The 24063-nt window shown below is 71.7% G+C and carries 26 protein-coding genes and 1 tRNA gene; 11 read left to right on the top strand and 16 right to left on the bottom strand.

Annotated elements, in window-relative coordinates; genetic code table 11:
• Nucleotides 1–40: 40 nt before the first annotated feature.
• Nucleotides 41–1354 (bottom strand): replication-associated recombination protein A, encoded by a 1314-nt coding sequence (locus tag DGO_RS10595; RefSeq protein ID WP_043803701.1) that lies wholly within the window; start codon nucleotides 1352–1354, stop codon nucleotides 41–43.
• Nucleotides 1355–1480: 126 nt separating this feature from the next.
• Between DGO_RS10595 and DGO_RS10590 the strand changes: the two genes are divergently transcribed.
• The 3 genes from DGO_RS10590 to DGO_RS10580 all read left to right on the top strand — a co-directional run bounded on the left by DGO_RS10590 (nucleotide 1481) and on the right by DGO_RS10580 (nucleotide 3367).
• Complete coding sequence (locus DGO_RS10590) at nucleotides 1481–1741, top strand: hypothetical protein (RefSeq protein ID WP_014685512.1); 261 nt, start codon at nucleotides 1481–1483, stop codon at nucleotides 1739–1741.
• A 90-nt stretch (nucleotides 1742–1831) separates the two neighbouring features.
• A complete protein-coding gene (locus tag DGO_RS10585; RefSeq protein ID WP_050920777.1) occupies nucleotides 1832–2125 on the top strand; it encodes a hypothetical protein in 294 nt (97 codons plus the stop codon).
• Nucleotides 2126–2191: 66 nt separating this feature from the next.
• Entirely contained in the window at nucleotides 2192–3367 is a 1176-nt protein-coding gene (locus tag DGO_RS10580) for a hypothetical protein (protein ID WP_145975305.1), read from the top strand.
• 183 nt (nucleotides 3368–3550) lie between these two features.
• On the opposite strand, the gene ald is transcribed toward DGO_RS10580, so the two are convergent.
• A complete protein-coding gene (gene ald, locus DGO_RS10575) occupies nucleotides 3551–4660 on the bottom strand; it encodes an alanine dehydrogenase (RefSeq protein ID WP_014685509.1) in 1110 nt (369 codons plus the stop codon).
• Between the two features lie 161 nt (nucleotides 4661–4821).
• Between ald and DGO_RS10570 the strand changes: the two genes are divergently transcribed.
• The 3 genes from DGO_RS10570 (at nucleotide 4822) to DGO_RS10560 (ending at nucleotide 6985) form a co-directional block, all read left to right on the top strand.
• Nucleotides 4822–5301, top strand: a complete 480-nt coding sequence (locus DGO_RS10570; protein WP_394650644.1) for an Lrp/AsnC family transcriptional regulator — start codon at nucleotides 4822–4824, stop codon at nucleotides 5299–5301.
• 82 nt (nucleotides 5302–5383) lie between these two features.
• A complete protein-coding gene (locus DGO_RS23050; RefSeq protein ID WP_085961066.1) occupies nucleotides 5384–6268 on the top strand; it encodes a peptidylprolyl isomerase in 885 nt (294 codons plus the stop codon).
• 45 nt (nucleotides 6269–6313) lie between these two features.
• Nucleotides 6314–6985 (top strand): phosphatidylserine decarboxylase, encoded by a 672-nt coding sequence (locus DGO_RS10560; RefSeq protein ID WP_014685506.1) that lies wholly within the window; start codon nucleotides 6314–6316, stop codon nucleotides 6983–6985.
• Between the two features lie 11 nt (nucleotides 6986–6996).
• Here DGO_RS10560 and DGO_RS10555 read toward each other — a convergent pair whose 3' ends face one another.
• The 5 genes from DGO_RS10555 to pdhA all read right to left on the bottom strand — a co-directional run bounded on the left by DGO_RS10555 (nucleotide 6997) and on the right by pdhA (nucleotide 12669).
• Entirely contained in the window at nucleotides 6997–7668 is a 672-nt protein-coding gene (locus DGO_RS10555; RefSeq protein WP_043802018.1) for a hypothetical protein, read from the bottom strand.
• Between the two features lie 108 nt (nucleotides 7669–7776).
• Complete coding sequence (locus tag DGO_RS10550; protein ID WP_014685504.1) at nucleotides 7777–9105, bottom strand: Glu/Leu/Phe/Val family dehydrogenase; 1329 nt, start codon at nucleotides 9103–9105, stop codon at nucleotides 7777–7779.
• A gap of 64 nt (nucleotides 9106–9169) precedes the next feature.
• Entirely contained in the window at nucleotides 9170–10414 is a 1245-nt protein-coding gene (locus DGO_RS10545) for a Glu/Leu/Phe/Val family dehydrogenase (protein WP_014685503.1), read from the bottom strand.
• Between the two features lie 117 nt (nucleotides 10415–10531).
• The gene (locus DGO_RS10540) at nucleotides 10532–11497 is read right to left on the bottom strand and encodes an alpha-ketoacid dehydrogenase subunit beta (protein ID WP_014685502.1); all 966 of its coding nucleotides are present in this window, start codon (nucleotides 11495–11497) and stop codon (nucleotides 10532–10534) included.
• Between the two features lie 41 nt (nucleotides 11498–11538).
• Nucleotides 11539–12669, bottom strand: coding sequence for a pyruvate dehydrogenase (acetyl-transferring) E1 component subunit alpha (gene pdhA / locus DGO_RS10535; RefSeq protein WP_083847274.1), 1131 nt, complete (start codon nucleotides 12667–12669; stop codon nucleotides 11539–11541).
• A gap of 277 nt (nucleotides 12670–12946) precedes the next feature.
• On the opposite strand from pdhA, the gene DGO_RS10530 reads away from it, so the two are divergent.
• Entirely contained in the window at nucleotides 12947–13519 is a 573-nt protein-coding gene (locus DGO_RS10530) for a hypothetical protein (protein WP_014685500.1), read from the top strand.
• Between the two features lie 18 nt (nucleotides 13520–13537).
• On the opposite strand, the gene DGO_RS10525 is transcribed toward DGO_RS10530, so the two are convergent.
• The 3 genes from DGO_RS10525 to DGO_RS10515 form a co-directional block, all read right to left on the bottom strand.
• On the bottom strand, nucleotides 13538–14281 hold the full coding sequence (locus tag DGO_RS10525; RefSeq protein ID WP_014685499.1) for a metallophosphoesterase: 744 nt from the start codon (nucleotides 14279–14281) through the stop codon (nucleotides 13538–13540).
• A 102-nt stretch (nucleotides 14282–14383) separates the two neighbouring features.
• Nucleotides 14384–14460: transfer RNA gene (locus tag DGO_RS10520), tRNA-Pro, on the bottom strand.
• Nucleotides 14461–14707: 247 nt separating this feature from the next.
• Nucleotides 14708–15319: a regulatory protein RecX gene (locus tag DGO_RS10515; protein WP_014685498.1), complete on the bottom strand. Its 612-nt coding sequence runs from the start codon at nucleotides 15317–15319 to the stop codon at nucleotides 14708–14710.
• A 231-nt stretch (nucleotides 15320–15550) separates the two neighbouring features.
• On the opposite strand from DGO_RS10515, the gene rpsT reads away from it, so the two are divergent.
• Together rpsT and DGO_RS10505 are read left to right on the top strand one after the other, a co-directional pair.
• Nucleotides 15551–15829: a 30S ribosomal protein S20 gene (gene rpsT, locus DGO_RS10510; protein ID WP_014685497.1), complete on the top strand. Its 279-nt coding sequence runs from the start codon at nucleotides 15551–15553 to the stop codon at nucleotides 15827–15829.
• 85 nt (nucleotides 15830–15914) lie between these two features.
• On the top strand, nucleotides 15915–16766 hold the full coding sequence (locus tag DGO_RS10505) for a M55 family metallopeptidase (RefSeq protein ID WP_014685496.1): 852 nt from the start codon (nucleotides 15915–15917) through the stop codon (nucleotides 16764–16766).
• Between the two features lie 31 nt (nucleotides 16767–16797).
• Here the strand turns inward: DGO_RS10505 and DGO_RS21135 are convergent, their stop codons facing one another.
• The 3 genes from DGO_RS21135 to DGO_RS24645 form a co-directional block, all read right to left on the bottom strand.
• Entirely contained in the window at nucleotides 16798–19017 is a 2220-nt protein-coding gene (locus DGO_RS21135; RefSeq protein WP_014685495.1) for a hypothetical protein, read from the bottom strand.
• A gap of 336 nt (nucleotides 19018–19353) precedes the next feature.
• A complete protein-coding gene (locus tag DGO_RS10495; RefSeq protein WP_014685494.1) occupies nucleotides 19354–19770 on the bottom strand; it encodes a hypothetical protein in 417 nt (138 codons plus the stop codon).
• A 51-nt stretch (nucleotides 19771–19821) separates the two neighbouring features.
• Nucleotides 19822–19956, bottom strand: a complete 135-nt coding sequence (locus tag DGO_RS24645; protein ID WP_014685493.1) for a hypothetical protein — start codon at nucleotides 19954–19956, stop codon at nucleotides 19822–19824.
• 211 nt (nucleotides 19957–20167) lie between these two features.
• Between DGO_RS24645 and tdh the strand changes: the two genes are divergently transcribed.
• The gene (gene tdh / locus DGO_RS10490; RefSeq protein WP_014685492.1) at nucleotides 20168–21235 is read left to right on the top strand and encodes an L-threonine 3-dehydrogenase; all 1068 of its coding nucleotides are present in this window, start codon (nucleotides 20168–20170) and stop codon (nucleotides 21233–21235) included.
• A 30-nt stretch (nucleotides 21236–21265) separates the two neighbouring features.
• Entirely contained in the window at nucleotides 21266–22039 is a 774-nt protein-coding gene (locus DGO_RS10485) for a hypothetical protein (RefSeq protein ID WP_014685491.1), read from the top strand.
• Between the two features lie 50 nt (nucleotides 22040–22089).
• Here the strand turns inward: DGO_RS10485 and DGO_RS10480 are convergent, their stop codons facing one another.
• The 3 genes from DGO_RS10480 to recR all read right to left on the bottom strand — a co-directional run bounded on the left by DGO_RS10480 (nucleotide 22090) and on the right by recR (nucleotide 24058).
• On the bottom strand, nucleotides 22090–22536 hold the full coding sequence (locus DGO_RS10480) for a hypothetical protein (RefSeq protein WP_043802015.1): 447 nt from the start codon (nucleotides 22534–22536) through the stop codon (nucleotides 22090–22092).
• A gap of 65 nt (nucleotides 22537–22601) precedes the next feature.
• Nucleotides 22602–23210, bottom strand: a complete 609-nt coding sequence (locus tag DGO_RS10475; RefSeq protein ID WP_043802013.1) for a GNAT family N-acetyltransferase — start codon at nucleotides 23208–23210, stop codon at nucleotides 22602–22604.
• A 233-nt stretch (nucleotides 23211–23443) separates the two neighbouring features.
• Nucleotides 23444–24058 carry a recombination mediator RecR gene (recR, locus tag DGO_RS10470; protein WP_014685488.1) on the bottom strand — a complete coding sequence of 205 codons (615 nt, stop codon included), beginning with the start codon at nucleotides 24056–24058 and terminating at the stop codon, nucleotides 23444–23446.
• Nucleotides 24059–24063 lie beyond the last annotated feature (5 nt).

Genomic DNA, 24063 nt, shown 5'->3' with positions numbered 1-24063 from the left:
GAGTCGCCGGGCCTTGCCGGGTTTGAGGGCTCCGGCAGAGTTACGGCGCCCCTGGTGCGGTGTCCTCTGATTCCTCCGGCTCCGGGGCCTCGCCGTGCGCCTCCTGCAATTTGCGCCAGCGCCCCTCTACCCGCGCCTCCCAGCCCTCGCCGGTCGGGGCGTAGAGGTCCAGCCGCGCGCCCCCCGGCAGGTAGTCCTGCGCGAAGGAGCCCTCGGGGTCGTCGAAGTAGTAGGCGTACCCCTGGCCGTAGCCCTGAACGCGCATCAGGGCGGTGGGGGCGTTGCGCAGGTGCAGGGGGATGGGCAGGGTTTCGCCCTCACGCACGGCGTCCAGCGCGCGTTTCCAGGCCACGTACACGCTGTTGCTCTTGGGCGCCAGGGCGAGGTATACGACCGCCTGCGCCAGCGCGAGGTCGCCCTCAGGGCTGCCCAGGAATTCGACCGTGTCGCGCGCGGCGATGGCCAGCCGCAGCGCCTGAGGGTCGGCCAGCCCGATGTCCTCGGCGGCCATGCGCACCACGCGCCGGGCGACGTACAGGGGGTCGGCCCCGCCCTCGACCATGCGGGCCAGCCAGTACAGCGCGCCGTCCACGTGCGACCCGCGCACGCTCTTGTGCAGCGCGGAGATCAGGTTGTAGAAGTCCTCGCCGTTCTTGTCCATCTGGGGCAGGTGCCGCCCGAAAGCCTCGGTGACGGCGTCCTCGGTCACGGGGTCGCTCAGGGTCGCGGCGACCTCCAGGGTGCTCAGCGCCCGGCGTGCGTCGCCGTCGGCCAGCCGGGCCAGCAGGTCCAGCGCGCCCGCCTCGGCGCCCACGCCCGGCAGCCCGCGCGGGTCGGTCAGGGCGCGCTCCAGCAGGCCGCGAATCTCCTCGGGTGTCAGGGCCTCCAGGACCAGCGTGCGGGCACGCGAGCGCAGCGCCGGATTCACCTCGAAGCTGGGGTTCTCGGTCGTCGCGCCGATCAATGTCAGCAGGCCCGACTCGACGTGGGGAAGCAGGGCGTCCTGCTGCGCCTTGTTGAAGCGGTGGATCTCGTCGAGAAACAGGACCGTCTTCTGCCCGCGCCCGCGCACCCGCTCGGCCTCGGCCACCGCCTCGCGCACGTCCTTGACGCCCGCCGAGACGGCCGAGAGCGCGACGAAGTGCGCCCCGACCTCCCCGGCGATCAGGCGCGCGAGCGTGGTCTTGCCCACCCCCGGCGGCCCCCACAGGATCAGGCTGCCCAGACGGCCCGAGGCCAGCACACGGGTCAGCGGGCGGCCCGGCCCCAGCAGCTTGCTCTGGCCGACCACCTCGGCCACGTTGCGCGGGCGCAGCCGCTCGGCCAGGGGGGCCGGGGGGTCGAACAGGGTCATGCGCGCGAGCATAGCGGGCTTCGCCGGGGGACGCAGGCGCGGCGGGCACACTCGGCGGAGGCGGCGGGGCAGCCGGGTCCGGTCTGGGCCGCAATTGCGCTGGCCCACAGGCCGTAAGGTGTAGGGATGCTTACTCTGGAAGGTCAGTACCACGTCGCCCCGAACAAGCGGCTCACGATTTCCGCCGACACCACCGGGCTGCCCAAGGGCGGGTCACTCACCGATCTGGAAGCCCTGAGCCGCGCCTGCCTGCTGAACAACGGGCGCTGCGAGGTGCAGGTCACCACCCAGAACGGCGTGATGCAGGGCACGCTGACCGAGCGGCCGAGCCGGCAGTTCCACCGCCGACTCTTCGAGGGCTACCTCGCCTTTCCGTCGCGCTCCTGAGGGGCGGGCCCACGTCGGGTTGCGCACCGGCCACTTGACCGTTTCTGATGCCTGCGCCCCCATCCTGGCTGCGCGGCGCACAATGAACCGATGACCCCGACCTCCGGCCAGCCCGATCCCGACTTCGCGCATCAGGTGGAGCTGGCCGGCTTTCCGGCGGGCGTGGCCGTGACCGAGCGGCCCGTGCGCGGCGGGCGGCTGCTGCGCGCCGAGGCGGGGGGGCGGGGGCTGGAACTGCTGCTCACCGACGAGGCCGCGCAGATGTACGGCGAGGGGCCGAGCGTGGCCCTGGCCCTGAAAAAGCTGCGCGACGGGGCCGAGACGGGCCTGGGAGACCCCGGCGAGGCGGGTCAGTTTCCCCGGATGGTGTTCGTGGGCGACTGAAACCCGCCGCGCGCCTGTCCCGCTCCCGGGGACTCCTGCGCGCCGCCGCGCCCTATGCTCCGGCGCATGGACATTGCCGAACGGTACATCAGGCTCGCCCACGCCATCGACGCGCACTCGGAGGGCTTCATCGACGGGTACGGCGGCCCCGCCGAATGGGCCGACCGCACCCCACGCGACCCGGCGGCCCTGAAGGCCGAGGCCGAGGCCCTGATCGACGAGGTGGGCGGCGTCGAGGATGAGACGCGCCGCGCCTTCCTGCTCGTGCAGGCGCGCGCCATGCACACCCTGACCCGCCGCCTGACCGGCGCGCCCCTGCCCTACGCCGAGGAGGCGCGCGGCCTGTACGACATCGAGGTGCCGGTCGCGGACCGCGCGGCGCTGGACGTGGCCCTGCGTGACCTTGACGCCGCGCTGCCCGGCGCCGGCTCCCTGTCCGGGCGCGACGCGGCGCTGCGGGGCCGGCTGGCCGTGCGCGAGGCCGACCTGCTGCGGGTCGCCGCGCCCATCCTCGACGAGTTGCGCGGGCGCACCCGCGAGCGCTTCGGGCTGCCGGAGGGCGAGAACTTCACCATCGGGCTGGTCCGGGACAAGCCCTGGGGCGGCTACAACTGGCCGCTGGGCAACCTCCAGAGCCTTATCGAGATCAACACCGACCTGCCGGTACTGCTGCCTGCGCTGCCCGACCTGCTGGCCCACGAGGGCTATCCCGGCCACCACACCGAGCACGCGACCAAGGAGGCCCGGCTGGTGCGGGAGAAGGGCTGGCGCGAGCACAGCGTCCAGCTCATCAACGCGCCCGAGTGCGTGGTGAGTGAGGGCATCGCTGTGAACGCCCTGCGCGCCGTGATGGACGAGGCCGAGGCGGAGGCCTGGCTGACCGGCGACCTCGCCGCGCTCGCGGGCCTGGACCCCGAGGACCTGCGCGCCTTCCTGGCCGCCGAGCGCGCCCGCCGGAGCCTGGGCGGCGTGAGCGGCGAGGCCGCCCGGATGCTGCACGGCGAGGGGGCCGGCGAGGCCGAGGTGCTCGACTTCATCCGTACCTACGCCGTCGCCAGCGAGGAGCGCGCCCGCCAGACGCTGCGCTTCATCTCGGTGCCGAACATGCGCTCGTACATCTTCACCTACAGCGTCGGCGGCGACCTCGTGCGGCGCTATGTGGCGAAGGAGGGCCACGCCGGTTTCGCGCGCCTGCTCACCGAGCCGGTCACGCCCGGCGAACTGCGCGCGGCGGTGAGCTGAGCTCAGAATCCAGAGGGACCGAGCACCTGAGAAGGGCCGGGCTTGGAAGTGGCGTCGGGGGGCGGCCCGTCCGCCCCTCAATGCCACTGAACACCGCTGTGGGCGGCATCGAACTGAACAGTCGGCGGCGGCAGGGCGGGCCAGGGGAGACCCTGTCCCTCCTCGCCCGCCCTGCGCCTGCGTTCAGCCCGCGAGCGCCGCTTCGGGGGTCACGCTGGGCAGTTCCAGCGCGTCGGCCACGCCCGCGTAGGTGAGCTGGCCGCGCAGGGTGTTCAGGCCGCGCAGCAGGGCCGGATTACGGTGCAGGGCATTCAGGCCGTGGTCGGCCAGCAGCAGGGCATAGGGCAGGGTCTGATTGGTCAGGGCGAAGGTGCTCGTGCGCGGCACGGCCCCGGGCATGTTCGCCACGCCGTAGTGGATCACGCCGTCCACGAGATAGGTGGGGTCGTCGTGGGTGGTCGGGTGGATGGTCTCGACGCAGCCGCCCTGGTCCACCGCCACGTCCACGATGACGCTGCCTTCCTGCATCAGCGGCAGCATGTCGCGCGTCACGAGGTGCGGGGCCTTGGCGCCGGGAATGAGGACCGCGCCGATGAGCAGGTCGGTTTCGGGGAGCAGGGCGCGGATGTTGGCCTCGCTGCTCATCATGGTGGTCAGCTTGCCGAAGAACACGTCGTCGAGGTAGGTCAGGCGGCGGTGCGACACGTCGAGTACCGTCACCTTGGCGCCCAGGCCCATCGCCATCTTGGCCGCGTTGGTGCCCACGACGCCGCCGCCCACGATCACCACGTGTCCGGCCTGCACGCCCGGCACGCCGCCCAGCAGCACGCCGCGTCCGCCCACCGGCTTTTGCAGGTGGTACGCGCCCGCCTGCACGCTCAGGCGACCCGCGACTTCCGACATGGGCATGAGCAGGGGCAGGCTGCCGTCGGGGAGCTGCACGGTCTCGTAGGCGACGGCGGCCGTGCCGCTCTGCATCAGGGCGTCGGTCAGCGGCCGGTCGGCGGCGAGGTGCAGGTACGTGAACAGCAGCAGGTCGGGGCGCAGGTAGCCGTACTCGCTGGCGACCGGCTCCTTGACCTTGACCACCATCTCGGCGGCCCAGGCGTCGGCGGCCGAACCCAGCGTCGCGCCGGCCTGTTCGTACTCGTGGTCGGCGATGCCGCTGCCCAGCCCCGCGCCGCGCTCGACCGTGACCTGATGGCCGCGCCGGACCAGGGTGCCGACCCCGCCGGGGGTGAGGGCGACGCGGTTTTCCTTGACTTTGATTTCCTTGGGCAGTCCAATTCGCATAGGCGTACTCCTCCGCGCCGCGCAGGGGGCCTGCGGGCGAGATGTCTGTCGGTGTGGCGCAATGGTAGCAGGGGAACGGACGATCGGGATTGCGCCCAGGGGCGTTATATGGATGAGCAGGGCAACAGGATTGCGCCGATTTGCTAGAATACGCTTCCATGATGCAGCGCCACTCCGCCCCCGATCTGGACGCCACCGACCGCCGCATTCTGTCCATCCTCCAGCGCGACGCACGCATCCCCAACACCGAACTCGCCGACGAGATCGGCCTGACGCCCGCGCCCACGCTGCGCCGGGTGCGGCGGCTGGAGGAAGAAGGCGTGATCCACCGTTACGTCGCGCTGCTCGACCCCAAACTGGTCAACCGCGATCTGATGGTCATGGTGCGCGTGACCCTGGACAAGCAGACCAAGCAGGGCTTCGAGGACTTCGCCGACAAGATGCGTGCCCGCCCCGAGGTGCTGGAGTGTTACCTGTGCCTGGGCGACACCGACTACCTGCTCAAGGTGTGCGTGGCCGACCTCGACGCCTACCAGAATTTTCTGGTCGAGGTGCTCGCGGCCATTCCGGGCGTGCGCAACACCGACAGCACCATCATCGTCAAGCAGGAGAAATACACGACCAGCCTGCCGCTGGAGTGAAGGCCCGCTGAGGGCCGGAGCATGGACGTTCTCACAATTTTTCTCCCATGCCCCACATCTGCCGCCGGGTAGGCTGTGGGGCATGTTGAAGAGTCTGCCGCTGGTCCTGATCGGTCTGAGCCTCGCCGCCTGCGCGCCCACGATGCCCGCCGTGACGCGCACCTATACCCTCCAGCCCAACGGCACCCTGGCGCTGACGGCCGACAGCGGCGCGGCGGGAACGGCGGCGACGGCGGCGGGCACGGGCGCGGCGACGTCCCAGACGGGCACGGCGGCTCCGGCTTCCAGCACGGCCACGGACGCGGCGGCCACCGGTACGGCCCCGGCCCCGGTCACGACCCCCGATGCGACGACCCCGGCCGCGACCACCCCCGCCGCCACGGGCACGGCGGCCATGACGGGCTTCACGGCCGTGCCCTACCTCAGCGCCGCGCGCGTGACCCGCTTCACGGGAAGTCAGAACGTCATCGACCCGGCCAAGACCTACCGCGCCGTCATGAAGACGGCCAAGGGCGACGTGGTGCTGGAGCTGAACGCCAAGGCCGCCCCGGTCGCCGTGAACAACTTCGTGTTCCTGGCGCTGAACCATTTCTACGACGGCACCCGCTTCCACCGCGTGATCGAGGGCTTCGTGGCGCAGGGCGGCGACCCCCAGAGCAGCGATCCCGCACTGCAGGCCCAGTGGGGCACGGGCGGCCCCGGTTACAACTTCGCCGCCGAGGTGAACAACGGCCTGCGCTTCGACAAGGCCGGGGTGCTGGGCATGGCCCGCGCCGCCAGCCTCGACTCGCAGGGCAGCCAGTTCTACATCACCTTGGCCCCCGCCGATTTCCTGAGCGGGCAGTACACTGTGTTCGGGCAGGTGCTCTCGGGGCAGGACGTGGTCAATGGCCTGACCCGCACCGAGGGGGCCGGGGCCGGGCAGCCCGACCTGCTGAACACCGTTCAGATCTACGTTTCTCAGTAAATCCTTCAGGGGAGGCGGCGGGGAGCGGTGCCCTACACTGGGGGCATGCGTGTTCCCCGCCGCCTTCTGCTTCTGGGTTCTGTCGCCGCCGCTGCGGCGCTCTATGTGCGCGGGGTCTACCGTTACCGTGACCCGGTGCGCCTGCCCACGCCTGCGGCAGGCGCAGTTCTCAGCCCCGCCGACGGCCGCGTGCTGCTCGTGCGCCGCGTGACGGACGGCCAGGTCGAGGGCCAGGGGGCGGCGGCAGCGCTGCTCGGCTGGCCCGAAGCTCCGGCAACGGGCTGGGTGCTGGGGGTGTACGTGGGGCCGCTGGACGTGCAGTACCTCTATCAGCCGGTGGGCGGCGAGGTCGTGCGCGCCGAATTCTCCGACGCCCTGGCGGCGCAGGGCGGCGCGGCCGGCCTGGGCCTGGGCGCCCGCGCGCGCCTGCTGCTGGGCCAGCCCGCCGAGGTGCCCGCGCTGGGTCGGCCGCGCCTGACCTTCACCCTGCGCGCCCCGGAGGGCGGCGAGGTGACGGTCGCCCTGCCCGACCAGGGCAGCCACGCCGAAACCCTGAATTTCCTGCGCCCCGGCGACCCGGCCCGCGCGGGCAACAAGGCCGCCTATGCCGAGGGCGGCGGGATGGTGCTCGTCGCGCTGCCCGAGGGGGCGACGCCGCAGGTCGGCGTGGGCGACCACGTGACCGGCGCAGAAACGGTGCTGTCCCACCTGGGCTGAGCGGGAGACGGTCAGTCCAGCGCCGGCCCGGCCTGCCCTGCCGGCCGCGTGAAGACCACCACCGCCTCGTCCGTGACCGTCAGGGGAGAGGTGTCGGGCAGGCTGGCGCGCAGGGAGCCGCCGCCGAGTTCGGCCGCCATGTTCAGCAGCGGCGCGTCGGCGGCGGGGTCCAGCGTGCCCCACAGGTGCGCCGCGCCCCCCTGCGCCGTGGCCCGCCACAGCAGCGCCCCGATGGCTTCGCCCCCCGCGTAGGCCATGAGCAGCGCAGAGTCACGCCTCCCCTCCAGGCGCGCGCCGAAGTGGCTGGCCAGTGCGCCGGCCCACGCGGGTGTGCCGTGCGCCTCGGCCAGCACGCCGGCCCACGCGGCGATCCCCAGGCGCGAGACCTGCTCGACCGCGATCACTCCCGGCTCGGATTGGGGCAGGTACGTGCCGACCCGCACGCCGCCCACGTCCTCGCCGGGCAGCGCCGTGACCGAGGCGACGAGCGGCGGCGTGCCATGTTCGCGCTGCCACGCGCCGAGCAGGGGAATCAGCGCCTCGCCGTCAGCGGGCAGGTACGCCGCGTTCAGGGCCAGCACGTTCACCCCCGGCGTGAGCAGCGTCGCCGCTCCGCGCAGGTCCCGCCGCAGCAGCGAAAACGGCTCAAAATACTCCAGCAGCTCGGTCAGTTCGGGAGGCACGGCCTCAGGGTAGGGGGAAAGGTGCCCGGCGTGTGGCGTATGGCTCGCAGAACAAAGAGGCGAATACGGGTTTCGCCTCTTTCTCTTGCCGGGTGTGGGTTGTGCGCCTTATGGGTACAGGCCGCGCAGCGCCCGCGCTTCGAGCACCCGCGTGCAGGCCACGATGTACACGGCCGTGCGCAGGGTGACGCCGTGGCGCTCCTTAACGTCCCACAGGCTGCGGAAGGCGTCGCGCATGATGCGGTCGAGGCGCTCGTTGATCTGGTCCTCGGTCCAGAAGTACGAGCTGAAGTCCTGCACCCACTCGAAGTAGCTCACTGTCACGCCGCCCGCGTTGGCGAGCACGTCGGGGACGACGGTCACGCCCTTCTCGGACAGCAGGTCGTCGGCCGCCGGGATGGTCGGGCCGTTGGCCCCCTCCACGATCAGTCGGGCCTGGATGCGCCCGGCGTTCGCCAGGGTGATCTGTTTTTCCAGCGCCGCCGGAATGAGCACGTCGCAGGGCACGCCCCAGAAGTCCTCGCGCGTCAGTTCCTCGGTGCCGCCCAGGCCCAGGATGCTGCCGGTGGCGCGCAGGTGCGACAGCGCCACCGCCGGGTTGATGCCGGCCTCGCTGTAGATGGTGCCGGTCACGTCCTGGATCGCCACGACCTTCGCGCCGTGCTCATGGAAGATGCGCGCGGCGGCCTCGCCCACGTTGCCGAAGCCCTGCACGGCGATGCGCGCGCCTTCGAGCGGCATCCCGAGCTTCTGCATCGCCTCGGCGCCCGCCACGAACACGCCGCGCCCGGTGGCGTCGCCGCGCCCCAGCGAACCGCCCAGCGAGACCGGCTTGCCCGTGACCACGCCGGTCGCGGTGCGGCCCACGTTCATCGAGTAGGTGTCCATCATCCAGGCCATCGTCTGCGGGCCGGTGTTCACGTCCGGCGCGGGGATGTCCTTTTCCGGCCCGATGATCAGCCCGATCTCGGAGGTGTAGCGCCGCGTCACGCGCTCCAGCTCACCCTGGCTGTACTTGCGCGGGTCGAGGCGGATGCCGCCCTTGCCGCCGCCGTAGGGCAGGTTCACGGCGGCGTTTTTCACCGTCATCCAGGCCGAGAGCGCCATGACTTCCGAGAGGGTTACGTCCTGGTGGTAGCGCACGCCGCCCTTGGCGGGGCCGCGCGAGGTGTTGTGCTGCACGCGGTAGCCCTCGAAGTGGGCCACGCTGCCGTCGTCGAGATGCACCGGCACGTCCACGACCAGAATCCGCTTGGGCCGCTTGAGGGTCTCGACCCAGTAGGCCAGCTTGCCGAGGTACGGCGTGACGCGCTCGACCTGTTCGAGGTAGATCTCGTAGGGGCCGATGTTGTTGGGGTCGAGGTAGCTGGGGATGTCGTGGGCGCCGTATTTCTTCTGATCCGGCGTCAGGTTGGCCGGTTCGGGGGTGGTGGTCATGGTGGGGCAACTCCTTGTCGGGAGACGAAAGGGAAACGGGGGGGCCGGTCAGGGCGGCGGACGCTTACGGATACACCCCGCGCATCACCGTGGCGCTGTGCAGGCGGTTCAGGGCGATGGCGTAGGCGGCCGTGCGCATGCCGACTTGCCGCGTCCGCATGAATTCGGTCACGGTGTCCACGGCGGCGTTCACGCGCTGGTCGATGGCGGCTTCGATCTCTTCTTCGGTCCAGAAGAAGTTGCTGGCGTCCTGCACCCATTCGAGGTAGTTGACGACCAGCCCGCCGATAGAGGCCACGAGGTCGGGCAGCACGGTCACGCCCTGCTCGGCCAGGAAGCGCTCGGCTTCGGGCAGTACGGCGCGGTTCGTCGCCTCGACGACGTAGCGGGCGCGCACCGCGTGGGCGTTGCCGGCGTTGATGGTGCCGTAGTCGTAGGCGAGCATGAGCACGTCCACGTCCAGGCCCAGCAGCTCGTCGGGCGTGATCGCCGTACCGAAGCCCTCGACACTGCCGCTCTGCTCGCGCCACGCCGACAGGGCGTCCAGGTCCAGACCGCCGCTGGCGTAGGCCGCGCCGTGCTGGTCACTGACCGCGACCACCAGGGCGCCCTGGTCGGCGAGGGTCTGGGCGGCCTTGCGGCCCACGTCCCCGAAGCCGTACACGGCGGCGCGCGCCCGGTGCAGCGGCACCCCATTGTGTTCCAGCACGCGCGCGGCGACCAGCGCGGCGCTGCGGCCCCGGGCGTCCTTGCTGCCGTAGCTGCCGCCCAGGCTCATCGGCTTGCCGACCACCACGCCGCCCTGGGTCTCGCCGGTGTTCTCGGCGTAGGCGTCGAGTACCCAGGCCATGACCTGCTGGTCGGTGCCCACGTCGGGGGCCAGCACGTCCTCGCCGGGGCCGATCAGCTCCACGAGTTCGGAGGTATAGCGCCGCGTCAGGCCCTGAAGCTCGTGCGGGCTCAGCGCCTCGGGGTCCACGTCCACGCCGCCCTTGGCCCCGCCCAGCGGCAGGTCGGCCACCGCCGCCTTGAGGGTCATGATGGCCCCCAGCACCTCGCACTCGTGGGCGCTGACCCCGGCCTTGAAGCGCACCCCGCCCATGCTGGGGCCGCGCGCCGTGCTGTGCACCGTGCGGTAGCCCCGGAACACCTGCACGCGGCCGTCGTCCATGCGCACCGGCAGGTTCACGCTCACCGTGCGTTTGGGATACTTGAAATACGCGAGCGACGCCTCGGTCACCTCGGCGTAGGGCAGGGCACCCTGGAGCTGCTCCATGAGTCCCTGCCAGTTGAGTCCTGCTGCCCTCATCCGTTCTTCTCCTTGAGACGTGCGTAGCTGTTGACGCGCCGAGCATACACGCATAGACAAGTGGGGGCCGTGGTGGGCGTCCCGATGTCTACGCGGCCGGGACACCCTGGCCCCCGGTCAGTAGGCCATGACCTTGCGGACGGCGCGGGCCACGCGCACGGCGCTGGGGCGGTACACGTCCTCGATGGCCGTGAAGGGCGGGTACGGCGCGTCGTAGCCGGTCACGCGCACGATGGGCGCGCGCAGGAACTCGATGGCCTCCTCGGCGATGGTCGCGCTGATCTCGCTGTGGAAGCCCCCGGTGCGCGGCGCCTCGGTCACCACGACCACGCGCCCGGTCTTCTGGACACTCTCCAGTACGGTGTCGGTGTCCATCGGGACGAGGGTGCGCAGGTCGATGACCTCCACGCCGATCCCGGCCTGCCGGGCGGCCTCGGCGGCGCGGGTGGCGACCTCGACCATGCCGCCGTAGCACACCACCGTCACGTCGTCGCCGCGCGTGACGTGGCGGGCCTGCCCGAGCGGCACCGTGACGTAGTCGGTCGGCACTTCTTCTTTCACCGAGCGGTAGAGCTTGATCGCCTCGAAGAAGAACACCGGGTCGGGGTCCGCGATGGCCGCGAGCAGCAGCCCGCGCGCGTCGGCCGGGGTGCTCGGAATGACCACCTTGACGCCCGGCGTGTGCGCCAGGATCGCCTCGGGGCTGTCGGCGTGCTGCTCGGGCGTGTGGACCCCGCCGCCGTAGGGCGCGCGGATGACCATCGGCAGGTGGTAGCGGCTGCGCGTGCGGTGGCGGAATCGCCCCAGATGCGAGAGGATCTGGTCGAGCGCCGGGTACAGGAAGCCCGCGAACTGAATCTCCGCGACCGGCTTCAGGCCCGCCAGCCCCATACCGATGCCCATGCCCACGATGCCGGCCTCGGCCAGCGGGGTGTCGAAGACACGCTCGGCGCCGTACTTGGCCTGGAGGCCGTCGGTCGCACGGAACACGCCGCCCATCACGCCGACGTCCTCCCCGAAGATATGGACGTCGGGGTCGCGGGCCAGCGCCACGTCCAGCGCGTCGTTGATGGCCGCGACCATCGTCAGGGTGCGGGTCGCCGACTCGGGAGTCACGGGGGCACTCACGCCTCCACCTCCGCGAGCAGTTCCTCGCGCTGGCGCCGGAGCTGCGGCGTCGGTTCGGCGAACACGTGGTCCAGAATCTCGGCGGGGGCCGGGTCGGGGTAGGTGTCGGCCTCGCGCAGCGCCTCCTCGAACTCGGCGGCGACCTCGGCCAGTAGCGCGGCCTCGCCCTCCTCGTTCAGCACGCCGGTGCGCAGCAGGTGGGCGCGCAGGCGCGTCACGGGGTCCTTCTCCCGCCAGGGTGCCCCCTCCTCCTCGGTGCGGTAGCGGCTGGGGTCGTCGGCGACGGTGTGCGGCTTGACGCGGTAGGTCACCGTCTCGATCAGGGTCGGTCCCTCGCCGTTCCGGGCGCGCTCGACCGCCTGCGCGGTCACGTGCCAGGTCGCCAGTACGTCGTTGCCGTCCACCCGCACGCCGGGCAGGCCGTAGCCCTCGGCGCGGCGCGAGAGGTCGGTGGCGCGCGTCTGGCTGCGCGTCGGCACGCTGATGGCCCAGCCGTTGTTCTGGAGGATGAACACGCACGGGGCGTTCAGCGCGCCCGCGAAGTTCAGCGCCTCGTGGAAGTCGCCCTCGCTGCTGCCGCCGTCCCCGATGTAGGCCATCGCCACGTTGCGCGTGCCCTTGCGTTTCTCGGCCAGCGCGGCCCCGACCGCCTGCGGGTACTGGGTGGCGATGGGAATGTAGAAGGGCAGCACCTTGAGGTTCTCGGGCATGGCCCAGCCGTGCGGGCTGGTGCGCCAGTAGGCCAGGGTGCGCGCGATGGGCAGGCCCAGGGTCAGGGCCGCGCCGGTGTCGCGGTAGGTCGGAAAGAGCCAGTCGTCGGCGCTCAGGGCGGCGGCGGTGCCGACCTGGCTGGCCTCCATCCCCCCGAAGGGCGGAAAGACGCCCAGGCGGCCCTGGCGGTAGAGCACCCAGCCGCGCTCGTCGAAGTGCCGGGCGCGGCGCATCTGGCGGTACAGCCGCAGCTGCGTGCCCGTATCGGGCATGAGGTCGGGGCGCACGACCTCGCCGTCGGGCGCGAGAATCTGGAACAGGCCGGCGGCCTGCCCGGCGTCGTAGGCCGCTTCGGAGGCGGCGGCGCCCTCGGGCGAGAGGCCCGCCTGGGGCAGCGAATCGGAAGATATGGTCATGAACCCTCCTGGGCGCACGGAAGTGGGGGCGTAGGCGGCAAGAACCCGGCGGGACGCCCCACTCAGGGTGCGCGGCGCTGGTTCAGGAGCCGGGCCGCGCCCTCCGGTCTGGGCAGGGGGCGGGCACGGCGAAACAGGGCAGGGGCAGGCATGGGCACGGCGCTCCGGGAACGGTCGGCCGCTGCGGGCGGCCACCGGGATGACTAGATAAGCTCAGCCTAGCAGATGCCGCGCAGATGCCCGTCCGTCGCCGGCGGGGCCGCGTACACTGACGGGCATGACCCGTCTCCGGCCCGCCCGGTTCCTGGCCCCGCTGCTCCTGACGCTGGGGGTGACGGGCCTGGCCGCCGCCCAGGACGCGCCGGGCGACAACCTGCGCGGGCTGGTCAGCGCCGACCTCTGCCCGCCCCAGGCCTACGTGTATATCGACGAAAAGGAGGACGATGACCTCGCCGCCGATCTCGACGCCCAGCTCGACAAGTACGCCGCCCTGTACGGCCTGAGCTACGGCGACCCCCGCACCTGCACCGTGTACCAGACCTTCACGGTGGATACCTTCAAGGTTTCGGGGGGGCGCTACGTCTTCTCGGCGGCCTTCGAGCTTGAGGTGCGCGGCGAGGCCACGGTCGTCCTGAGCACCCCGCCTGTCGCTGCGGCCGCCATTCCGGCCCGGCCCCAGGCCGAGAAGCCTGCGGCCCGCACCCTGACGGTCGAGCGGGTGCGCCTGTGGAACGACCAGGGCTACGGTCTGCTCAGCCGCTCCGGTGTCGAGGACGCGGCGGCCCGGCAGGCGCGCGAATACTACGAGGCCTTCGCCCTGGCCTGGAAGTCCACGCACAAGGCGAAGTGAGGGCGGGGAGGCCCGCGCTCAGTCGCCCGGCGCGGCCACGCCGGCGGCCGTCCCGTGGCCCGCGCCCGTATCCAGCACCAGCCGGGGCCGGAAGCGCAGCCCGTCGGCGGCCACCAGATACGCCGGGATGCCCCCGACATGGCTCATGGCCCGCTCGGGCGGCACGCCGTGCAGGTGGCCGTACAGCACCATGTCGGGCCGCGCCTGCGCGATCACCTCGGTGATGGGGTTGGCCGGGTAGGGCGGCGAGGCGGGCGGGTAGTGCAGCATCAGGATGAGGTGGTCGCCGGGCCGCCGCAGCTTGCGCGCCGCCTCCACGCTCAGCGCGAGCCGCTCGCCTTCGCGGGCCAGCAGCCGCGTGTCCTCGGCGCCCAGCGGTTCGTGGCCGGGGGTCATCCAGCCGCGCGAGCCGCACACCACGACGTTGCCGACCCGCACGGCGTCGTTCACGACCGCGAACTGGTCTGGGGGCAGGGCGGCGCGCAGGCGGCTGGCGGTGGGCCACCAGTAGTCGTGGTTGCCGCGCAGCAGCACCTTGGTGCCGGGCAGGTCGCTCAGCAGCCGCAGGTCCACCAGGGCGTCGGGCAGCCGCATGGCCCACGACAGGTCACCGGGCAGCAGCACGAGGTCGCCCGGGGCGACCACCTCGCGCCACTGCGCCCAGACGGCTTCCGGGTGCCCGGCCCAGCCGGGGCCGAAGACCGTCATGGGCTTGGGCGTCACGCTGGACAGGTGCAGGTCGGCGATGGCAAAGACGCGCATGGAGGCTCCTGAAGGGCGGGGACGGGGAATCGGCGCGGGGCAGGGTCCGGGCGGGGAGGGCAAAAAAAAGGACCTCCCACAGAGGGGAGGCCGCTTGAAGCGTGGTCGGGGCGAGAGGATTCGAACCTCCGACCCCGTCGTCCCGAACGACGTGCGCTACCAGGCTGCGCTACGCCCCGCCGAACCACGACCCCGCCGAAGTGGGGCAGGCGGTAGTTTATGGGGCGCAGTCCTGCGGTGTCAAGCAACGCCGGTGTCCGGGGAGCAGCCGCCTTCAAGCCCTATTGCGCAGGAGTGAGCTGATCGGTGAAAGACTTCATCTGAGTCACGCAAAAACTCCCCATTTTCTACCCTGTTCAAAACAGATGGAATTTGACGTTCTAGAAGCCGATTTCTCTGGCACTGCCCTTACTGCGCAATCGGTCTTCACTCCTCGTCCTCCTGATCTTCCGCCTCCTCACCCGGCTGGAAGTCCTGCGCCTCCTGCACTTCCCGGATCGCGGCCCAGATGGCGGCGCTGCCGAAGCCCCGGCGGGCCAGCAGGGCGTAGGCGCTGGCGCGCGGGTCGCGCTTGCGGGCCAGCGCCGGCCAGCGCCGGGCCAGGAAATCGGCGGCCTCGCGCTCGTCGTCCTCCGGGTCGCGGGCCTGGACCGTCTCCTCAATCAGGCCGCTGTCCAGGCCGCGCCGCCGCAGTGTCTGGCGCACCCGGAAGGTCCCCACCCCCCGGCGCCTGCTCTCGGTCTGGGCGACCTGGGCGTCGTTCTGGTAGCCCAGCTCCTGAACGCGGCGCAGCACGTCCTCGATCAGTTCGGGCTGTTCGCTGCGTTTTTCCAGCCGGGCGCGCAGCTCGGCGGCGCTCAGTGCCCGCGCTCCCAGCGCCCGGAAGGCGTAGGCCAACAGCGCCTCGCGTTCCTCCTCGGGGGTGCGCTCGCGGCGCGGCCCGCGCGGCGCGGTGCCGCTCCCCGCCGCCGCGCCGGGCTCCTCGCCAGTGTCTGCGCGCGCGCCTGGGCCGGTTCGGGAACGGCGTGCTCGGGTCATGGCAGGCAGTATGCCACCCTGCCCCGCCGTCCATACCTTGACCCGCTGACCCCGGCGCGGGCATACTGTACAGGTTGCCCACTTCAGGTGGACCGACCCTGCCCCGCGTGAGCCGCGGCAGCAGGTGCGCCTCGCCGGACAGGCGAAGGACGCGTCGCGTTTCGCAGGACCTCCGGCAGCGGAAGTCCCGAGACCGCCCCGCACGCGCGGGAGAACAAAGGAGTCACGAACATGGCCTTACGTCACAAGTCCGCCCAGAAGCGCCACCGCCAGAGCCTCAAGCGCCGCCTGATCAACCGCAGCCGCAAGAGCACCATCAAGACCTTCTCCAAGAAGGCCCTGATCGCCGCCACCAGCGGGGCCGAGGACGTCGTCGCCGCCCAGAGCAAGGCCGAGAGCCTGATCGACAAGGCCGCCAAGGGCAGCACCCTGCACAAGAACACCGCCGCCCGCAAGAAGAGCCGTCTCGCCAAGGCCATCAACAAGGCCAAGGCCGCGCAGCAGGCTTAAGGCGTCGTTGCCGCCGGGCCGCCCTTCGGGGCGGCTTTTTTTGGGCTGTACCCACATGTGGCCGAATGCGACTACCCTGGGGCGCATGAACGTGGTCATCAGCGTGGACATGGAAGGGGTGTGCGGGGTGGCGTCGTGGGTGCAGGTCAGCCCACCCGAGTTCGGGGGCCTGGTCAACGCCGCCGAGTACCAGGCCGCCCGCGAGCGCATGACCCTGGAGGCCGCCGCCGCCGCCGAGGGCGCGCTGGCCGCCGGGGCGAGCGGCGTGCTGGTCAACGACAGCCACGACACGATGCGCAATCTCCTCCCCGAGCTGCTGCCCGAGGCCGCGCGCTTTACGAGCGGCAACGACAAGCCGCTGAGCATGGTGCAGGGCGTGCAGGAAGGGGGCGTGGGGGCGCTGCTGTTCGTGGGCTACCACGCCCGCGCCGGCAGCCCACGCGGCCCGCTGGCGCACACCTGGAACGGCTTCGTGCGCAACGTGCGGATCAACGGCCGGGACACGGGCGAGTACGGCCTCAACGCCCTGCTGGCCGGTCATTACGGCGTGCCGGTGGTGTTCGCCAGTGGCGACGACGTGGCGATGGCCGAGATCCGGGCCGAGCTGGGTGAGGAGGTGGTCTGCGTGGCCGTCAAGGAGGGCCTGAGCAGTTTCGCGGCCATCCATCTGCACCCGCGCGAGGCGCAGCGCCGCATCCGGGCCGGGGCCGAGGCCGCCGTGCGCGCCGCTGCCCAGGCCCGGCCCTACACGACCCGCTGGCCCGCCAACTGCCAGCTCTCGCTGAACCACCAGGCCCGGGCCGACGCCTGCGAGCGCGTGCCGGGGATCACCCGTCTCGACCCGCTGACGGTCGGCTGGGAGAGCCCCGACGCCTATCACCTGTTCCAGACCTTCCGGATGCTCGCCAAGGTGGCCGAGGTCCGGCTGGACGGCTAGGCGCGGGAGCGGGCCCGCCTCCCTCCCGGGCTCAGCGTTCGGGCAGGAAACGCTGGCCGTTCCAGCTCAGGGCCCCGATGGTCAGGGCGAGGTCGGTGGCGCGGGTGCTGAGGATCAGGGGGCCCGCCCCGCCCTGACCGCTGATCTGCACCCAGCGGCCCAGCGGCAGCAGGCCCAGGCAGGGGTCGAGGCCAGGGGCCACCGGCGCGCTCAGGGGTGCGGGGGCATAGACCTTCTGCGGCTCCTGGCCCAGGCCCAGCCCCAGGGCGTAGGGGCCGCTGGCCTCGCCGGGCAGCAGGTGGGTGTACAGGTCCAGGCGCAGGGTCACGCTCCAGGGTCCGGCGCTCACGTGGCCGAATTTCAGCCGCAACCGGGGGGTCGGACCGGGCCGGCCCCGGCGCAGCACCTCCAGGCGGCCGTGTTCCAGGGCCACGCGGTAGCCTCCGGGCGTGCGGACCTCGCGCCGGGGCGCGGCGGTCCCCAGGGGCATGGCGGCGGGCTGGGCGGCCGGGAGCCGGGGCGGCGCGACCTCGGGCGTGCCCAGCGCGGCGCTGGCCTGGGCCGCGAGGTCGTGCAGGCCCGCGCGCTCGGCGTAGTGGGCGGCCAGGGCGGGCGACTCCGGCCAGGCCAGGACCGCCAGGCGGCGGCGCAGGTCGTGGCGTTCGGCCGGGGTCAGGCGTCCGGCCAGCGCCGCGCGCGTGATCTCGGAGGCGAAGGCCAGATGCGGCTCGGCGTCGCTTACCCAGGTCAGCAGGCCCGGCAGCTCGACTTCCTCCTCCAGCTGCGCGGGCACCAGAACGCCCCGCTGCGCGCCCACGTGCAGCACCTCCTCGGCCAGCGGCCCGAGCAGCTCGCGCACCAGCGGCAGGTCGAAGCGGTCGTGGACCTGCGCCAGCACGCTCAGGCCCCGGCGAACCGGCGCACTGAGGTACTGCAGCTCGGCCAGCCGGGCACTCGCCATCTCGGAGGTCTGGGCGGCGCTGGGGGCAGGGTCCTCGCCGGGCACGCTGCCCAGCAGGCTGCGCAGGTACAGCGGCCAGCCCTCGGTGCGCACGCTGAGGCGCGCGGCGCGGCCGTAGAGGTCGTCGGGATGGACGGCCGCGCCAGTCGGGGCCGGCGTGGCCTCGCCCTGGGCCTGTTCCGTCAGGACCGGCAGCAACCCGGCCGCGCCCACGGGGGGCAGGGTCAGGCGCAGCATCCGCTCCAGGTTCACGGGGCCGAGCTGCTGGCGCACGTCCTCCAGCACGTCGGCCGAACCGGAGATCAGGACCAGGGTCATGGGGCAGCGGCCGTTCAGGGCGAAGTGCAGGCCCCCGGTGAACCACGCCTCGGCCTGGTGGATGTTCATCGAGAGCAGCAGCGGCGTGTCCGACTGCATGAGGACCTGCGCGAGCTGGATCAGGTCCAGGCTCTGGTGACTTTCGAGCCGTGCCAGCGAGGCCAGCAGCGGTCCCGAGAGTTCGGGCAGGGCCTGGGCGAGCTGCTGCACCAGGGTCGCCTGGAACAGCCGGGGCTGCGCCGTCACCTGCAGGTGCAGCACCTTCCAGTCCGTGCCGCGCGCCGCCGCGTCGATCAGGGCGCGCTTGGCCCCGCTGGGACCGCTGAGGTACACGACGTGCGGGCTGCGGTCGCTGCGGTTCAGCACCCGGCGCAGCTCGGCCTCCTGCGCGGGAAAGGCGAAGGGCCGGTCGCGGACGGCAGGAGCGGGTCCGGACGAGACGGGCGGCAGATGCAGGTCGAGCTGCGCGGCGCGCTCGCGGATCTGCTCGACCGCCTGCATCTGGCCGCGCTGCGCGAAGCGGAGTTGGACCTCCGAGAGCAGGTTTTCCAGCACCTCGCACAGCCGCAGGCGCTGGCGCGTGACCCACTCCTGAAAAGCGGGCGAACCGAGGTCGTCGAGGTCGCCCAGCGGCAGACCGCGCAGCTGCGCGAGCCAGCCGGGCAGCTGCCGCTCGCCCAGGAGGGGCGCGGCGGCCGTGAGCCGCGACAGGTCCGTGTCGCAGTGCAGCGAGAGCATGGGCTGGCGTTCGGGAAACAGGGCGAGCTGCTGCTGGCGCAGCCGGGTCAGTTCGACCCGGAGGTTACGCAGCGCGCCGCTGTGGTTCCACAGCAGTTCGGCGAGATGTTCACGGTGGTGCGGGCGGCCTTCCAGCGCGAGATACGCGAGGAGGGCCGCCGCCTTGTGCGACAGGCTGAGGGCATGGTCGTCCTGGGTCATATAGACCCGGCCCAGCAGATGCAGCGTTGGCATGGTTCCCCCCCCGAGGCTCCAAGAAACGTCTGACCAGCAGATCGTGTGTCCGGTGTAATGAGTGGTGTGGATCGGAACGGCGGCGGTCGGCACGGACAAGGAGACAGGCTCCCGGTCAGAAGGCAGAGCGGGCCCCGGCCCATTCAGGCGGCCCTCCGGGCACGGTCAGCTTCTGGGACACACTGTACTGAACCGGGCGTTACATGAGCGTTATGTGCCCCAGCGTTGTGAAAGCGTTGAGCCTCGGGACACGAGAAGCCGCGCCGGTTCGCGGTCCAGGCTGACCTGGCAAGCACGAACCGGCGCGGCCGGGAAAGGGCGAGAACAGAAAGGGGCTCAGGCCTCGGCGGCGGGCGGGCTGTCGGGGAACTTCACGTCCACGTTGACCACCGTACCGGGCACCGTGTCCGGCTCGACGTTGATCCAGTGGCTCGCCAGTACGGGCGGGTCGGGCTGGGCGTCGATGGCGCGCACCAGCACGCGGCCCTGTGCGGGCACGAACACGCACCAGCCGGGGCCACCCTCGCGCGCCGCGCGGAAGGCGCGCACGGGCAGGAGGCTCTGGAGGGTCAGGTCCTGGCCGTCGGCCCAGTACTCGACGAGGATCATCGCCTGCTCGCGGTTCGCGTCGGCCTCGTTGAGGTCGATCTGGAGTTCGACAGCGTCGGGTTTGCCGGGCACCAGATTGGTCCAGCCGGGCACCACGAAACGGCCACTGTTCAGGCTCTTGAACTGTTCACCGGGATTGGTCATGGCGCCCACCTTATCCCGCAGAGCGGCCGGCCGGGTAGAGGACGGCCCGGTTCAGCGCAGGACGCTGCCCAGCACGGCCTTCATGGTGAAAAAGCCCACGGCGAAAAACAGCAGGGGAGTCAGGTTGACGCTCAGCTCGGCGTCCTTCTCGGGTTCGAGCGCGTTCTGCTTGCGGTACTTGATCATGTGCCCAGCCTAAATGTGGGGGGTGGGGGCGCGACAGCCCCCGGAACTTAATGGACGCTTCGCCGCCTGCCTCCGGCGCTGACCCACTGGGCGGGACACTCCGGGCGCGAGTGCGAAGGGCCTCATTGCGCGGGCCATGTCCGGCGACGTAGAACGGCTGCACATGTCTAGCGCCGTTTCTCCTTCCGCCGTCACCCCAGATGTTCCGACCATGCGCGCCCTGAGCAAGCGCGAGGCCCGCGAGGGCCTGTGGATGACCGACGTGCCGGTGCCCACCCCCGGGCCCAACGACCTGCTCATCCGCATCCGCAAGAGCAGCATCTGCGGCACCGACGTCCATATCTACAAGTGGGACGACTGGGCCAGCAAGACCATTCCCGTGCCGATGGTCGTGGGCCACGAATACGTGGGCGTGGTCGCGGCGGTGGGCAGCGAGGTGCGCGGCTTCGAGATCGGGGACCGCGTGAGCGGCGAGGGCCACGTCACCTGCGGGCACTGCCGCAACTGCCGCGCGGGCCGGCGTCACCTGTGCCGCAATACGCAGGGGGTGGGGGTCAACCGCCCCGGTTCCTTCGCGGAGTACCTCGTGCTGCCGGCCTTCAACGCCTTCAAGCTCCCCGACGACATCCCCGACGACGTGGCGGCGATCTTCGATCCTTTCGGAAACGCGGTCCATACCGCCCTGACCTACGACCTCGTGGGCGAGGACGTGCTCATCACCGGGGCCGGGCCCATCGGCGTGATGGCGGCGGCGGTGGCCCGGCACGTGGGCGCGCGCAACGTGGTGATCACCGACGTGAACGACTACCGCCTGGACCTCGCGCGCCGCATGGGCGTGACCCGCGCCGTGAACGTGGCCCGTGAGGACCTGTGGACGGTGGCCCGCGACGAACTGGGCATGACCGAGGGCTTCGACGTGGGCCTGGAGATGAGCGGTTCGGGCCCCGCCTTCGCGCAGATGGTGGACACCATGAACAACGGGGGCAAAATCGCGCTGCTGGGCATTCCCTCGGGCCGGGTGGACATCGACTGGAACGGCGTGATCTTCAAGATGCTGACCATCAAGGGCATCTACGGCCGGGAGATGTTCGAAACCTGGTACAAGATGGCCGCCCTGATCCAGTCGGGGCTGGACCTGCGACCCGTCATCACGCACCATTTCGGGATCGGGGATTTCCAGCAGGGCTTCGACGCCATGCTGGGCGGCCAGAGCGGCAAGGTGATCCTGGACTGGGCCGCCCCCGATCCGGAAGCGCTCAAGGAAGGCGCAGGGGCATAGGCCAGGGCCGGCCGTCGTATCCTGACCGGTATGACGGGGCCTAAACGCGGCGCAGCCGCAAGAGGATCACGGGGCCATGGCCCCAAGAAGAACATGGCGCAGGGCCGGGGAGGCACCACGCGGGACACCACCCGGCCGGTGCGTGCCGGGGGCGAGGGCGGCCAGAAGGAAACGCGCGGCGAGGGCCGCCCGGCCGCCCAGCGCTCCGGCGCGCGGCCCACGGGCAGCGGCCCGGGCGCACGCAGCGGCGCAGGCGGCCGGGGACCGGGCGAGCGCGGCGGGGCTGGGAGCGGTGGGGCCGGGAGCAGTGGGGGCGGCCCGCGCCGCTTCGGCTCGGCGTCGGGCGGCGCGGCGGGCAGCCGGAGCGGCGGTGAGCGGCAGGCGGCCCCGCGCGGCGTCAAGAAAAAGCCGATGCCGGAACTCAAGCGCGTGCAGCTCGACGCGCCCGCCCCCACGGCCGTCTTCGTGGACCGCGACGGCGAGAAGCTGACCTTCGCGGACAGCAATCTCAAGCGTGTGGCTGCCGACATCCTCCAGACGCGGCGCAAGGCCTGGCGCTACCGGCCCTTCAGCTTCCCGCTGTTCACCGACAAGGGCAACGAGCAGAGCTTCAATTTCGATTTCTATATCTACGACGCCGAGGACAGCGTCATCCGCCTGATTCTGGTCGTGCCGCACGAGTCGCGCGAGGTGTGGGACCGGGTGGGGCGCTTCAAGCGTCAGTACCCCATGTACGCCTACGAACTCTGGACGCCCGAGCGCCTCGCGCAACTTCAGCGCCCGCGCACCCAGCTCGGGTTCTGAACGGAGCGGGCCGCCGCCCTCAGCTGGAGGGGTCGTGGCCCGTCAGTCCGTCACTCCGCCTGGTAGCGGATGAACTCGCGCATGCCCGCCGTACAGGGGCTGTCGGTGCCAGCCGCGCTGCTGCCGCTCACCGTGCGCAGCTTGCCGCCGTCGCTAAGGTAGAGCTGCGAGACGCGGTAACGCGCGCCGCCTTCCTCGTACACGTATCCGGCCAGCACGGCCCAGGTGGTGTCGCGGTCCACCGGCTGGGTCGTGACCTCGCCCAGGCCGGCCTTGCCCAGCGAGACGCGCAGGCGGTTGGCCATGCCTGTGGCGGCCTGCTGCGTGGCCAGTGGCGGGAAGGCCTGGGTGTGCCGCGTCTCGCGGATCAGGCACTCGCCGCCGCCCCCCTGCCAGCGCGAAGCGTCGCCTGCGATGGGGGTCCAGCCCCGCAGGGGCACGACCAGGGCGGGGGCGTGGCCGCCCAGCAGGGCCAGCAGCAAGGCGAGGCGTTTCATGGGGGCAGGCTAACAGGCGCGCGGATGGCAAAACTGAGCGCCCGCCCCGACTTCCGGCGCGCGCGTCAGGCGGGGTTCAGCCGGGCCAGCAGCCGCGCGCGCACGTCCGGCCACTCGGCACGCAGCACGCTGAACATCACGCTGTCGCGGGCGTAGCCGTCGGGGCGCACCTGATAGCCGCGCAGGGTCCCCTCGCGCACGGCCCCGATCTTCTCGACCGCGCGCAGGCTGCGGGCGTTGCGGGCATCCACCTTGAAATGGACCCGGCCCGCGCCCAGCTCCTCAAAGGCGCGGGTCATCAGGAGCCACTTGGCCTCGGGATTCACGCCGGCCCCCTGCGCGGCGGGCAGCAGCATGGTCCCGATTTCGGCCCAGCGGTCGGCGGGGCGCACCTCGCTGAAACTGATGCGGCCCACCGCCACCCCGCCGCGCAGCACCGCCCAGTTCACGCGGTTGGGGGTGGCGTTGAGGGCCTCGACGTAGGTGGCCCAGGCCTCCGGGGTGTTGTGGGCCGGCCCGCCGCGCGACAGGAACTGCACGGTGGCCTCGTCGGCTCCGGCATGCAGGTCGGGCGCGTGGGCAACCGTCAGAGGCGCCAGCGTCAGCGCGGGGCCGGACAGGATGGGCGCGCGCAGCCACTCGCTCGCCGGGGCGGGGGAGACGGAATCGGTCATGCCGCCAGTAGAGCATCGGGGACGGAGGTGGACGGCGTAGTGGTCTGGGCTGCGCTACAGAGGATCGCCCCCGTTCCGGAGACGGGGGCGACCGAGGAGCGAGGGCCTCATGGTGGTGTTCAGCTGCTTGGAAGAGTGTGCTGTTGGCCCATTCACTTCGCGGGTCCTGCTCAAGGGCCCGCTCCGCACAGCTCAGAGGGATCGAAGGCACCCCCTGGTCCCCCTGTCTACCCTCAGCCCTTGCCGGCCACCGGGCCACCGACCCGCTGGCGGCCGGTCAGGGCGCGGCCCAGCGTGACCTCGTCGGCGTATTCCAGCGCGCCGCCCACCGGCAGGCCGTAGGCGATGCGGCTCACGGCCGCGCCCAGCGGCTCGAGCAGCCGTTGCAGGTACAGGGCAGTGGCGTCGCCCTCGACCGTGGTGCCGGTCGCCAGGATGACCTCCATGCCCTCACGCACGCGTGGCAGCAGGGGCCGGATGTGCAGCTTCTCGGGACCGACCCCGTTCATCGGGCTCAGGACGCCGTGCAGCACGTGGTACAGCCCCCGGTACTCGCCGCTGCGCTCGATGGCGATCACGTCGCCGGGTTCCTCGACCACCGCGATCAGGTTCTGGTCGCGCGAGGGGTCGCTGCACACGTCGCAGGTCTCGGCGTCGGTGATGTTGAAACAGATAGGGCAGGTGTGCAGGTCGCGCTTGGCCGACAGCAGCGCCGAGGCGAGGCGCTCGATGTCCTCGCGCGGCTGCTCGAACAGGTGGAAGGCCAGGCGCTGCGCGCTCTTGGGGCCGATGCCCGGCAGGCGCGAGAGTTCACGGATCAGCGCGACCAGCGAGGGGGGGTATTTCATGGGGC

The sequence above is a fragment of the Deinococcus gobiensis I-0 genome, assembly GCF_000252445.1.
Classification (GTDB): domain Bacteria; phylum Deinococcota; class Deinococci; order Deinococcales; family Deinococcaceae; genus Deinococcus; species Deinococcus gobiensis.
This window is presented reverse-complemented; position numbering and strand designations above follow the sequence as displayed.